Annotated in this window: 9 protein-coding genes; 5 read left to right on the top strand and 4 right to left on the bottom strand. The window is 42.3% G+C overall.

The window, feature by feature from the left end; genetic code table 11:
- Positions 1-131: 131 nt before the first annotated feature.
- From KFO40_RS10545 to KFO40_RS10535, 3 genes are all read left to right on the top strand, one after another.
- Entirely contained in the window at positions 132-4142 is a 4011-nt protein-coding gene (locus KFO40_RS10545) for a two-component regulator propeller domain-containing protein (protein ID WP_211146338.1), read from the top strand.
- Positions 4139-4681 carry a chromate transporter gene (locus tag KFO40_RS10540; RefSeq protein ID WP_004300957.1) on the top strand — a complete coding sequence of 181 codons (543 nt, stop codon included), beginning with the start codon at positions 4139-4141 and terminating at the stop codon, positions 4679-4681. The genes KFO40_RS10545 and KFO40_RS10540 overlap by 4 nt, the downstream gene beginning before the upstream one ends.
- A 118-nt stretch (positions 4682-4799) precedes the next feature.
- Positions 4800-5348 (top strand): chromate transporter, encoded by a 549-nt coding sequence (locus KFO40_RS10535; protein WP_004300958.1) that lies wholly within the window; start codon positions 4800-4802, stop codon positions 5346-5348.
- Positions 5349-5459: 111 nt separating this feature from the next.
- On the opposite strand, the gene KFO40_RS10530 is transcribed toward KFO40_RS10535, so the two are convergent.
- Positions 5460-7046 carry a glycoside hydrolase family 10 protein gene (locus KFO40_RS10530; RefSeq protein ID WP_171035994.1) on the bottom strand — a complete coding sequence of 529 codons (1587 nt, stop codon included), beginning with the start codon at positions 7044-7046 and terminating at the stop codon, positions 5460-5462.
- Between the two features lie 16 nt (positions 7047-7062).
- Here KFO40_RS10530 and uvrA point away from each other — a divergent pair, with 16 nt between their 5' ends.
- Positions 7063-9834, top strand: a complete 2772-nt coding sequence (gene uvrA, locus KFO40_RS10525; RefSeq protein ID WP_211146337.1) for an excinuclease ABC subunit UvrA — start codon at positions 7063-7065, stop codon at positions 9832-9834.
- A 97-nt stretch (positions 9835-9931) separates the two neighbouring features.
- On the opposite strand, the gene KFO40_RS10520 is transcribed toward uvrA, so the two are convergent.
- From KFO40_RS10520 to KFO40_RS10510, 3 genes are read right to left on the bottom strand one after another with little or no spacing between them, the layout of a single operon-like run.
- Positions 9932-10417 carry an outer membrane beta-barrel protein gene (locus KFO40_RS10520; protein WP_004300961.1) on the bottom strand — a complete coding sequence of 162 codons (486 nt, stop codon included), beginning with the start codon at positions 10415-10417 and terminating at the stop codon, positions 9932-9934.
- Positions 10418-10421: 4 nt separating this feature from the next.
- Positions 10422-10652 (bottom strand): hypothetical protein, encoded by a 231-nt coding sequence (locus tag KFO40_RS10515; protein ID WP_004300962.1) that lies wholly within the window; start codon positions 10650-10652, stop codon positions 10422-10424.
- The gene (locus tag KFO40_RS10510) at positions 10649-12079 is read right to left on the bottom strand and encodes a carbon starvation protein A (RefSeq protein WP_211146336.1); all 1431 of its coding nucleotides are present in this window, start codon (positions 12077-12079) and stop codon (positions 10649-10651) included. The genes KFO40_RS10515 and KFO40_RS10510 overlap by 4 nt, the downstream gene beginning before the upstream one ends.
- A 109-nt stretch (positions 12080-12188) precedes the next feature.
- Between KFO40_RS10510 and KFO40_RS10505 the strand changes: the two genes are divergently transcribed.
- Positions 12189-13655: a glycoside hydrolase family 10 protein gene (locus KFO40_RS10505; protein WP_211146335.1), complete on the top strand. Its 1467-nt coding sequence runs from the start codon at positions 12189-12191 to the stop codon at positions 13653-13655.
- The last annotated feature ends 246 nt before the right edge of the window (positions 13656-13901 follow it).

Genomic DNA, 13901 nt, shown 5'->3' with positions numbered 1-13901 from the left:
ATAGTCTATTTTCTTCATTTTTGGAGCGCTGTTATCTTTCATCAAAATTTTGTAATATCAAAAAATCTTCTTAATTTTGTCAAACTTTCCCCCTCATAAAAGATTCAATAACCCTTAAAAGTCCTATTTGTATGAAAAAATGGCTTTTTCTAATCTTATTGTTTCCTCTAATTTGTGTCGCGCAGACGTATCGATATCTCGGAGTGGAGGATGGGTTAAGTAACCGGCGGGTTTACTGCATTCAAAAAGATAAAACCGGATACATGTGGTTCCTCACGCACGAAGGTATTGATCGATACAATGGAAAAGAGTTTAAACGATATAAGTTAATGGATGGTGACGCAGAAGTGAACTCTCTGTTAAATCTAAACTGGCTTTATATTGATCAGGAAGGAGTCTTATGGGAAATCGGGAAAAAAGGAAAAGTATTCCGGTATGACCAGATTCACGACTGCTTCAGTCTTGTATATAAATTACCGATGGAAAGTTTCAGCGAACAGCCGGACCCGGTCACTTATGCCTGGCTCGACCAGAACAAACACATCTGGCTATGCAATAAAGATACTATCTTTCTCTATAATACGGACACCAAACAAGTCACCCATATAAAGAATGATATAAGTGAAGAAATCACTGATATTGAACAAATAGACGAATCGCATTTCTTCATCGGTACGGAAATGGGGATTCATTATGCCCAATTAGAAAACAACGCATTGAAACTTATCAATTGCGATAAGTTGGAGAGCGTGAAAGCCCAAGTAAGCGATTTACACTTCGACAAAAAGATTCGGAAACTATTCATCGGCACTTTCTTGCGGGGAATTATGGTTTATGATATGAATACCAAATCCGTCATACGACCGGATTATAACCTGAAAGATATCAGTATCACACGGTTCAAGCCGCTAAATGACAAAGAGTTATTAATAGCTACCGATGGCGGAGGAGTACACAAAATAAATATGGATACTTATCAAATAGTACCCGAAATTGTGGCTGATTATAACAGTAATTGTGGCATGAACGGTAACAGTATCAATGACATTTTTGTGGATGATGAAGAACGGATATGGCTGGCTAATTATCCCATCGGAATCACGATACAAAACAACCGTTATACGAGCTACAAATGGATTAAGCACTCCATCGGTAACAAACAGTCTTTAATCAACGATCAAGTAAATGCCATTATTGAAGACAGAGAGGGAGATTTATGGTTTGCAACGAACAATGGCATCAGTTTTTTTAATTCAAAGACCGGACAATGGCGATCGGTGCTTAGTGCTTTTGAAGAGTCGCAAGGTAATAAAAGCCATATCTTTCTTACTATATGCGAAGTGGCTCCCGGAATTATCTGGGCAGGCGGGTACTCTTCCGGTGCTTACCAGATAGATAAGAAAACGTTCAGTGTCAGCTATTTCATGCCGCCTTTGTACATTCATACAAACAAGCGACCGGATAAATATATACGTGATATTCGTACAGATATGCAGGGTTATATCTGGTCGGGAGGATTCTACAACCTCAAGCGTATTAATCTGAAGACGCAGGAAGTACGGTTTTATGATGGATTAAATTCCATTACCGCCATCGTTGAGAAAGATGAAAAAAGTATGTGGATCGGTAGTGCCACCGGCCTATGTCTTTTAGATAAAGAATCCGGAAAATTCGAGCGCATAAAACTTCCGGTAGAGTCGAACTATATCTATTCCCTGTACCAAGCAAAAAACGGTTCATTGTATATAGGTACCAGCGGGTCGGGACTATTGATTTACGATATTAATAAAAAACTGTTCACTCATTACCACACGGAAAACTGTGCTTTGATATCCAATAATATCTATACCATATTATCGGATGCGGACAAAGATATAATCATGAGTACAGAAAGCGGATTGACAAGTTTTTATCCCAATGAGAAAAAATTCTATAACTGGACCAAAGATATGGGATTGATGACCACCCATTTCAATACGCTATCAGGTACGTTACGGAAAAACAATAAATTCATTTTAGGCAGTTCTGACGGAGCAGTGGAATTTGACAAGGATATGAAATTGCCCAGAAGTTATTCTTCTAAAATGATTTTCAGCGATTTCAAGCTTTTTTATCAAACAATCTATCCGGGTGATGAGGATTCTCCGTTGAAAGCAAGCATCAATGATACAAAGGTACTAAAGTTAAAATACAATCAAAACAGATTCTCTTTGCAGGTTTCTTCCATCAACTATGACTATCCTTCCAATATTCTTTACTCTTGGAGGCTAGAAGGTTTCTATGATAAATGGAGCAAACCCGGAACAGAGAACACGATTCGTTACACCAATCTTGCCCCGGGCAAATATACGCTAAGGGTACGTGCCATCTCCAATGAAGACAAACGCATCATGCTTGAAGAAAGAAGTATGGATATTATCATAGCCCAACCTTTCTGGCTGACATTCTGGGCCATGCTGGTTTATACAGCTATCCTTTGTCTCATTGCCATCGTCCTATTGCGTATACTGATTTTGAGGAAGCAACGCAAAGTCTCCGATGAGAAAATACACTTCTTTATCAATACGGCACATGATATCCGTACCCCATTGACGCTTATCAAAGCACCTTTGGAAGAACTACGCGAGAAAGAGGAGTTGAGTAAAGAAGGTATTTCGAACATGAATACGGCATTACGAAACGTAAATGCCCTATTACGTCTTACCACCAATCTTATCAACTTTGAAAGAGCGGACGTATATTCTTCCGAATTATATATTTCAGAGCATGAGCTAAACACGTTTATGAATGAAATATTCAACGCGTTCCAGCAGTACGCCAACATCAAACATATCAACTTCACTTATGAAAGTAATTTCAGGTATATGAACGTATGGTTTGATAAAGAAAAGATGGAATCTATCTTTAAGAACATCATTTCGAACGCACTGAAATATACTCCGGAAAATGGAAATGTACAGGTTTTCGTTTCAGAAACATCTGACTCATGGAGCGTGGAAGTCAGAGACACAGGAATCGGCATCCCGGCCAATGAACAAAAGAAATTGTTCAAACTTCATTTCCGTGGCAGCAATGCTATTAATTCCAAAGTAACAGGAAGTGGTATCGGACTGATGCTTGTATGGAAGCTAGTCCGCCTGCATAAAGGAAAGATTAATCTGTCAAGCATCGAAAACCAGGGATCGGTTATCAAAATAACATTCCCTAAAGACAGCAAGCGCTTCCGGAAAGCACATCTGGCAACTCCGAGCAAACAGCGTATAGAAAATACGATTGATAACGTTCCGCCTCCATCACCTGAAATTTACGAAAATGCACAAAAGAAAGAGAACATTAATCATCGTCGCATCTTGATTGTGGAAGATAATGATGAGTTGCGCAACTATCTGTCGCAAACGTTATCCGAGGAGTATTTCGTACAGGTTTGCTCCAATGGAAAAGAAGCATTGACGATTATTCCCGAGTACAAACCAGAGCTGGTTATTTCAGACATTATGATGCCTGAAATGCGGGGGGATGAATTATGCCAAGCTATCAAGAATAATATCGAAACCTCCCACATTCCTGTTATCCTGCTGACTGCTTTGAATAATGAGAAAGATATTCTCTCGGGACTTCAGATTGGTGCGGATGAATACGTTGTGAAGCCATTCAATATTGGTATATTGAAAGCTAATGTTGCCAATCTGCTGGCTAACCGTGCACTATTGCGCAGCAAATTCGCAAATTTAGATCTGAATGATGAGGAAAATGATGAAGACTGCATCAACTGTTCGCAAGACATTGACTGGAAATTCATAGCAAACGTCAAAAAGAACGTGGAAGATAACATTGACAATCCTGCTCTCACGGTAGATGTATTATGCAGCCTGATGGGAATGAGTCGCACAAGTTTTTACAATAAATTAAGGGCATTAACCGATCAGGCACCGGGAGATTATATCCGGCTGATTCGTCTGAAACGTGCCGTACAATTACTAAAAGAAGACACACATAGCATAACAGAAATTGCAGAAATGACGGGATTCAGTGACGCCAAGTACTTCCGCGAAGTATTTAAGAAGCATTATAATGTAAGTCCCAGTCAATATGGCAAAGAGAAAAAAGCAGTTAGTAAGGAAGGAGGAGAAAAGAAAGAATGAACATTTATCTCGAAGCATTTGGAATCTTTTTTAAAATAGGCGCCTTTACTATTGGAGGAGGATATGCAATGGTGCCACTGATTGAAAATGAAATTGTCACCAAACGGAAATGGATTGCGCAGGAAGATTTTATCGATCTGCTGGCTATCTCCCAATCCGCACCGGGAATTTTGGCAGTCAATATTTCTATCTTTATAGGATATAAGCTGCGTGGAATCCGGGGAAGTATTATCACAGCATTGGGAACAATTTTGCCGTCTTTCATTATTATATTGGCTATCGCCCTGTTCTTTCATAGTTTCAAAGACAATCCGATAGTGGAACGTATTTTTAAAGGAATTCGCCCGGCAGTGGTGGCACTCATCGCGGCGCCGACCTTTACCATGGGACGATCCGCAAAAATCAACCGCTACAATCTGTGGATTCCTGTTGTCTCGGCAATATTAATCTGGCTGTTGGGCTTCTCCCCTATCTGGATTATTATTGCGGCCGGTGTAGGAGGTTTCCTGTGGGGGAAATTTAGAAAAGTTGAGAGTTGAGAATGGAGAGTTGAGAAGGCGCGGATTAACGCTGTTGTTTTACAGATTCATAATTCTAAAAGCCGGGAAATCCGTGTAATCCATGCCTAAAATTATTATATAATAAATTATTAATCACATGATTTACCTACAGTTATTCTATACATTTTTCAAGATCGGGCTCTTTGGCTTCGGTGGCGGTTATGCCATGCTTTCCATGATTCAAGGCGAAGTGGTAACCCGCTATGGATGGGTGAGTTCGCAGGAGTTCACGGATATTGTCGCAATCAGCCAAATGACTCCAGGACCTATTGGTATCAACGCAGCTACTTATGTAGGGTTTACTTCTACGGGTAGCGTATGGGGTTCCATCATTGCTACCTTTGCCGTAGTCCTTCCCTCTTTCATCTTGATGTTGACCATCAGTAAATTCTTCCTAAAATACCAGAAACATCCGATAGTAGAATCTATTTTTAATGGATTACGCCCGGCAGTAGTCGGATTACTCGCCTCCGCCGCGTTGGTATTAATGAACGCAGAAAACTTCGGTTCGCCTACGGAAGATACTTATTCATTCGTTATCAGTATCATTATCTTTCTGATTGCATTCATCGGAACAAGAAAATATAAAGCCAATCCGATATTAATGATTATCGCCTGTGGTATTGCAGGTTTGCTGCTCTATTAATAACGAGCGGCTGAACAGTAAACAAAAAAACAGTAAACAAAAAAACGGTGAATAAACTGCGTTATCATTCAGCAGAGTGTTCACCGTTTTATCGTTGTTTATTCTATACCTTTACAGTTTTAACTTCTTACTTACGGATTTCGATTCATTATGTAAACGATCTAAAGCTGTCACTACATAACGGCATTTTGTTTTTCCTGTTTCATAAGGAAGTCTATAGAATGGATTGCGCGTGATAGCTACAATATGAGAAGGATCGTCCAAATTCACCTTTTCTTTACTGTCAAAACGATAGACTACATATTGAACTGCCTTATCCATCTCTGTATCAGCTTTCGGAGCTGTCCAAAAAAGGATATAGCCATCTTCCGTCCATACCTTTTTCATTTTACGTACCTTGCCCGGAGCTTTATCATCCATAAAATCAAAGACTGGAATCAAAGCAGGATATTTATGATATTCACTGATTAAAGCATCGCGATATCTACCCTGGTTCTCAACAACAGCTGCTGCATACCATTGACAGCTACCTCCGATTGTTTGGTAAGCACGTTGCAAAGCCATCTTGCGGGGAAGCTGATTGATAGAAGAATTCTGCGGATCGGCAAACTGAACTGTCTTTGGCACCGACTGACCAATGAACAACGGCCGGTTTTCCGAATGAGTAGCCCACCATTTCACCAGTGTCTCATAGTCGGCAGCTTTGTGGCCAATCTCCCAGTAAATTTGCGGAATATTATAATCAATCCATCCTTCACGTGCCCAAAGGAGTACATCGGCATAAAGATCATCATAGTTCTGCAAACCATTGGTGTTGCTTCCCAATGGATCGCTCTTCTGATTACGATAAATACCGAACGGACTGATACCAAACTTCACCCAAGGCTTGATGCCACGAATCGTTTCGTGAAGCTTCTTTATCAACACATTCACATTACTACGACGCCAATCTGCCTTATTGGTGAAACCTCCACCATAACGGGCGAAACTTGCATCATCCGGAAAATCCAATCCATTAACCGGATAAGGATAGAAATAATCATCCATGTGAATAGCATCTACATCATAACGAGACACAATATCGGTCACAATTTTACAGATATGCTCCCGGCTTTCGGGAAGTGCCGGATCGAAATATAGCTGATCGCCATAAGTAACAAACCATTCCGGATGCTGGTGATAAATATGCTCCGGCGCCAACTTATTTTTTAATGAGGTCTTCACACGGTAAGGATTGATCCAGGCATGAAACTCCATATTCCGTTTCTGACATTCTTCAATCATAAACTGCATCGGATCCCACATAGGAGAAGGCATCTGACCTTGCGTTCCTGTCAGAAAACGACTCCACGGTTCATGCTGGGAAGCATATAATGCATCCGCTTCAGGGCGTACCTGAAAGATGATTGCGTTAATACCAGCTTCCTGAAGAGAGTTCAACTGACTAATCAATATTTGTTTCAGCCTCTCTGTGGGAATGCCACGAAACTGACCGTTAACAGCTTGTATCCACGCTCCACGGAATTCACGTTTAGGATATTTATTGCCTGATGGCACCTGTGCCCTCACTCCTACCACCAGAAGAAGAGCTAAAAGTAAAAGATAGTTTTTCAGCTTCATAATATTCTTAAATCGTAATAATGTGACGCAAAGATAATACAAACTCCCGATAAATTCGCTAACTTTGCCGACTACCATAAAAAAGGAGTATTTTATGTCAGAAAACAACTATATTTCGATCAAAGGCGCACGCGTCAACAACCTAAAAAACATCGATGTAGATATTCCCCGCAACAAGCTTGTTGTCATCACCGGATTATCGGGTTCGGGAAAATCATCTCTTGCTTTTGATACGCTCTACGCAGAAGGACAACGCCGCTACGTGGAAAGTTTAAGCAGCTATGCGCGCCAGTTCCTGGGGCGAATGAGCAAACCGGAATGTGACTTTATCAAAGGGATTCCTCCCGCCATTGCTATCGAACAAAAAGTGAACAGCCGCAATCCCCGTTCTACTGTGGGCACCTCGACTGAAATTTACGAATATCTACGCCTGTTATATTCACGGGTAGGGAAAACGTATAGCCCCATCAGCGGACAAGAAGTAAAGAAGCACTCTACAGAAGACATTGTCAACTGCATGCTCTCATACCCGGAAGGTACAAGATATACGGTACTGACACCCATCCGCCTGCGTGAAGACCGCACCTTGCAACAGCAACTGGAGATAGACCTGAAACAAGGGTTCAACCGTATCGAAGTGAACGGTGAGATGAAGCGTATTGATGAATATACGCCTGTGGCAGGTGATGAAGTATATCTACTGGTGGACCGTATGGCTGTTGCCAACAGCAAAGACGCCATCAGCCGGCTGACTGATTCTGCCGAAACAGCCATGTATGAAGGCGACGGAACCTGTATGCTGCGTTTTTTTCTATCGGATGGAACTACGAAACTTCATACTTTCAGCACTAAATTCGAAGCGGACGGCATCATCTTTGAAGAACCGAACGACCAGATGTTTTCATTCAACTCGCCTATCGGCGCTTGTCCGGCGTGCGAAGGATTCGGCAAAGTAATCGGCATCGACGAGCACTTAGTCGTTCCGGATCGTTCATTATCGGTGCATGAAGGAGCTATCGTATGCTGGCGTGGCGAAAAGATGGGTGAATGGAAAGAAGAATTAATTCATAATGCGGAGAAATTCGACTTCCCCATTTTCACTCCTTATTATGAGTTGACAGACGCGCAACGCAGGTTACTTTGGGAGGGCAACCAATATTTCCACGGCATCAATGATTTTTTCAAGATGCTGGAAGAGAATCAATATAAGATACAATACCGGGTGATGCTGGCGCGTTACCGGGGAAAGACGCTTTGCCCGAAATGCCACGGCACCCGCCTGAAACCGGAAGCCGGATATGTACGAGTGGGTGGAAAAAACATTTCCGAACTGGTAGATTTGCCTATCACAGAGCTGAAGGAATTCTTCGATCATTTGGAACTGGACGAACACGACAACAACGTATCCCGACGTATCCTGGTTGAAATAAATAGCCGGATTCGTTTTCTAATTGATGTAGGTTTGGGCTATCTGACTTTGAACCGGCTTAGTAATTCCTTATCGGGTGGAGAGAGCCAGCGTATCAATCTGGCAACCTCGCTGGGAAGTAGCCTTGTAGGTAGTCTTTATATTCTCGATGAACCAAGTATCGGACTGCATAGCCGTGACACAGACCGTCTGCTCCATGTGTTGCGTCAACTGCAACAATTAGGAAATACGGTAGTGGTGGTAGAGCACGATGAAGAAATTATCCGTGCAGCCGATTACATTATCGACATAGGTCCCAATGCCGGACGCCTAGGTGGAGAAGTTGTCTACCAGGGAGATATGAAGGATTTAAAGAAGGGAAGCAACAGTTATACGGTACGTTATCTTTTAGGAGAAGATGAAATACCCGTTCCGAAGCATCGCCGGCCATGGAATAACTATATAGAATTGAAAGGCGCACGTGAGAATAATCTGAAAGGAGTAAACGTACGTATCCCTCTCAATGTAATGACAGTTGTTACGGGTGTTTCCGGTTCCGGGAAGAGTACATTGGTGAGAGATATTTTCTTCCGGGCATTGAAACGTGAATTAGACGAATGTAGCGACCGACCGGGAGAATTCTCTTCAATCGGAGGAAGTTTGCGTGACCTGCGGAATGTAGAATTTGTAGACCAGAACCCGATTGGCAAATCATCGCGCTCAAATCCGGTGACTTACATCAAGGCTTACGACGAAATCCGTAAACTATGGTCCGAACAACCTTTGGCGAAGCAAATGGGATATACCCCCGGATTCTTCAGTTTCAATAGCGAAGGCGGACGTTGCGAAGAGTGTAAAGGAGAAGGAACCATTACTGTAGAAATGCAATTTATGGCAGACTTGGTATTGGAGTGTGAATCTTGTCATGGAAAACGCTTCAAATCCGACACGCTGGAAGTGAAATTCAACGATAAAAGTATCTACGATGTATTGGAGATGACCGTCAACCAAGCGATTGAGTTCTTCAACGAACATGGACAGAAGAAAATTGTGAAGAAGTTGCTTCCTTTGCAGGATGTAGGACTGGGATATATCAAATTAGGACAGGCTTCTTCTACCCTTTCCGGTGGTGAAAACCAACGTGTCAAACTCGCATTTTATTTAAGTCAGGAGAAAGCTGACCCAACGATGTTTATCTTTGACGAACCGACTACAGGATTACACTTTCATGATATCCGCAAACTGCTGGATGCTTTCGACGCATTGATTCGCCGGGGACACAGCATCGTTATCATCGAGCATAACATGGACGTCATCAAATGTGCCGATTATGTAATCGATCTCGGACCGGAAGGTGGAGATAAAGGCGGAAATATCGTAGCAGTGGGTACCCCGGAAGAAGTTGCTGCCTGCGGAGCAAGCTATACAGGGCAGTTTCTGAAAGAAAAACTAGGATAAGCAATCGTCAAAACTATAATAATACATTTATGTAATTAAGCCCTTGCAGAAGTTCTATATCTGCAAGGGCTTAATATATGAAAAAAATCAATCTCTCTTACAAGTAGAAACCGAATCCAATCTTCACACCGAAACGTGACATATCTCCATCATTGAAACGCCATTTATAATAAACGGCAGGTTCAATGGTTACCGTACGCGAAAGAAAGTAAGCGTATCCGGCTTCGATACCCAGTCCCCAGTCTGTCTGATGTTTTCCACCACTCCAACGGAAGCGGTTCCAGTCGAGTCCACCACCCAGATAGATACCGGTTTTATTGAAGTAAAAGCGTACTCCTGTGCCCAGTGTATACTCATCTACCGGTTTCGACCAGTCGGCTCCGGCATTTACCATCAAGGCAATACCCTCGGCAAAGAATGTACCGACCTGTGCACCAACTCCAAACTTTGCTTTATCGTTTTTACTATACGAAAAGTCCAACCCCGACAATGAAGGATTAATAATCGTAGTTCCTTTCTCAAATTGCGCTTGTGCAGTAAAAGAGACTGCCAATAAGCAAAGAGCCAAAGCTAATTTCTTCATAAACTTACTTTTTTAAGTGAATAGATTGTTCGTCTTTTTTGCGGCGTTCGCGCATTTGTTCCTTTTTCCGAAGCACCAGCCAAAGAAGGAGGACGATGACATAAGAAACTGCCACCGTAATTATTTTCTCTGTCAGGCTGACTTCCGTATTACGAGGCAACAAATAAGCCGCTGTTACAGATACATAAATAAGGAATGCAAGCGCCACTCCTGTTGATTTTCTTATTTTCTTCATTCTGATAATTTTCTTGTTTTTTGCTTATTTATCCAGATATAGAACCAAACAGTCGCAAACATTACACACGCTATACCAACGCCATAGGAGACTGTATGCGAGAGTCCTAATCCTTCAGGAGCAATACATATATAAGTAGAACATACACATGTCATAAACAGTGCCGGTACCAAAGTAATGATATAAGGTTTCTTGGATACCGCCAGAAAAACTGTTATAGCCCACAAGGTAAACACAGCCAATGTCTGATTTGCCCAGGCAAAATAACGCCATATCATATTAAATCCGTTTGCATCACGCAAACTATACAAAAGCAAACCAATAGCTACAACAAACATCGGAATACAAATGTACAAACGACGGCGCATACTTTTTTGTTCCATCCCCAGGAAGTCTGCCACAATCAGACGTGCCGAACGGAAAGCCGTATCACCCGAAGTTATCGGAGCGGCAATCACCCCCAAAATAGCGAGTACTCCGCCGATTGCCCCTAACCATTCTTTTGTGATGGCATCAACGATAACAGAAGCATTGCTTTCTTCCATTCCGTTTTCATGGAAAAAATAAGTAGCGGCAGCAGCCCAAATAAGAGCAACAATGCCCTCGGTAATCATTGCACCGTAAAATACCGGACGTCCATGCCGTTCCGAAGTCATACAACGGGCCATCAATGGGCTTTGCGTAGCATGGAAACCTGAAATGGCACCACAAGCAATACTCACAAACATAATCGGGAAGATAGGAAGTTCGCTCGCTTCCGGGTTCGTATTTTGCAATCCGTCCCATAACTCCGGCAAAGCCGGATGGTTAACATAGAGCATCACCAAAATGCCTACTGCCATAAACAACAAGGCAACCGCAAACAATGGGTAGATTTTACCTATTATTTTATCAACAGGCAGCAAAGTAGCCAGAATATAATATGCAAATACAACGATAATCCAAAACGTAGCATCCAAACTTTCCGGAGTGAGTTTTGCCAACAATCCGGCAGGACCTGCAACGAAAACTGACCCCACCAGAATCATTAAAATGACAGTAAATCCTCTCATCACCTGCTTGGTAGTCAGTCCCAAATAACGACCTATAATTTCCGGCAGGCTTTCACCTCCATTACGCAAAGAAAGCATTCCGGCAAAATAATCATGCACTGCCCCCGCAAAAATACTTCCCAGCACAATCCACAAGTATGAAGAGCTACCAAATTTCGCTCCCATGATTGCTCCGAAAATAGGACCTAATCCGGCAATATTGAGAAATTGAATCATGAAAATCTTCCAGGTGGGCAATGGAATATAGTCCACTCCATCCGCCTTGGTAAGAGCCGGTGTTTTACGGTCGTCAGGACCAAAGACGCGTTCCATCAGGCGTCCATACGTAAAATAGCCTACTATCAACGCCAGCAGGCATAGAGTAAATGTAATCATAGCGTGTCGTTTTTTTAACTTGGCAAATGTAACATAATCTCACGAAACAGCCCAACAATACCGACACTTTTACTAACTTTGCAGGGATTTAAAACAAAAAATAAAGAATATGCACTATACTATTTTCATTCTTTCACTTTTGTATCCTTTCCTCTCAATTGTTGCGCAACCCAAGCACGAAGTTCGTGCCGCATGGGTGACAGCGGTGTACGGACTGGATTGGCCTCGCACACGTGCGACAAACCCTCAAACAATCCGCAAGCAGAAAGAAGAGTTAATAGATATTCTTGATAAGTTAAAGGCTGCCAACTTCAACACTGTCCTATTTCAAACCCGTACTCGTGGAGATGTATTATATCCTTCGGCAATCGAACCTTTCAATTCGATCCTGACCGGAAAGCCAGGAGGAAATCCGGGATATGATCCACTGGCTTTTGCCGTTGAAGAATGTCATAAGCGAGGGATGGAATGTCATGCCTGGATGGTAACTATCCCACTAGGGAATAAGAAGCATGTTGCTTCGCTCGGCAGTCAGTCTGTCACCAAGCGGATGAAAGAAATATGCGTTCCTTACAAGCGCGAATATTTCCTCAATCCGGGACATCCGGCAACGAAGGAGTATTTGATGAAACTGGTGCGGGAAGTCGTTAGCGGTTATGATGTGGACGGAGTGCATTTCGACTATCTGCGTTATCCGGAGAATGCTCCTCTTTTTCCTGATAAATATGATTTCCGACGATACAATAAAGGACGCACACTGGATCAGTGGCGCCGGGATAATATCTCCGAAATTGTACGTTATATATATAAAGGTGTAAAAGCTATGAAACCTTGGGTGAAAGTTAGTACCTGCCCGGTAGGTAAATACCGTGATACTTCTCGTTACCCCTCCCGGGGATGGAATGCTTTCTTTACCGTTTATCAGGACCCGCAAGGTTGGATGGGAGAAGGTATTATGGATCAAATTTATCCGATGATGTATTTCCAGGGAAACAATTTCTACCCTTTCGCCCTCGACTGGCAGGAACAGAGCAACGGACGGCAGGTGATTCCGGGACTCGGCATTTATTTTCTCCATCCCGATGAAGGTAAATGGACACGCGACGAAATAGATCGTCAGATGAACTTTATCCGCAAGCAGAAAATGGCGGGTGAAGGGCATTACCGGGTGAAATACCTGATGGAGAACACGCAGGGGATTTATGATGAATTATCCGAGAATTTTTATGCATACCCTGCTTTACAGCCTCCGATGCCATGGTTAGATAATGTTGCGCCAACTGCTCCTTCTGTACTGAAAGTTACTCACATTGATAATGGATATACGGAATTAACCTGGCAGGCTGCTACTGATAACGATCAGCGCAACAAGCCCATGTATGTTATTTATGCTTCTAATGATTATCCGGTAGATATCAACCGACCAGAAAATATCGTTGCACAAAATATTCGAGAGACGAGTTACGTATATGCCCCTATCCTGCCTTGGAATGCAAAAAAGCACTTCGCAGTGACGGCTATTGACCGCTATGGAAATGAAAGTACAGCGACACAGGAGCAAACGGTCCAGCAGTAAACCAAGTATTTAGAATCGACTTATTTGTTTCAAAACAGTATAAAAAAGAATGAAACGGTGCAGAAATGAACGAAAGTTTTTCCTACTATAAAGTTGAAAAAGGTTCTTCGTCAAATTTGGTGGTACTTCTTCTATTGTGAATAAATAATCTTCGCTCTCAGTAGTTTAATTCCTGCCCTATTGTACATCTGTCTTTTTACCGCTTTAATTTTATTCACTGTCCCCTCCAGTAATCCGTTACTGAAG

The organism is Bacteroides sp. 1001302B_160321_D4, from assembly GCF_015667765.1.
Taxonomy (GTDB): Bacteria; Bacteroidota; Bacteroidia; order Bacteroidales; family Bacteroidaceae; genus Bacteroides; species Bacteroides xylanisolvens.
The sequence above is the reverse complement of the archived record's forward strand: the minus strand, read 5'-3'. Positions and strand labels throughout refer to the sequence as shown.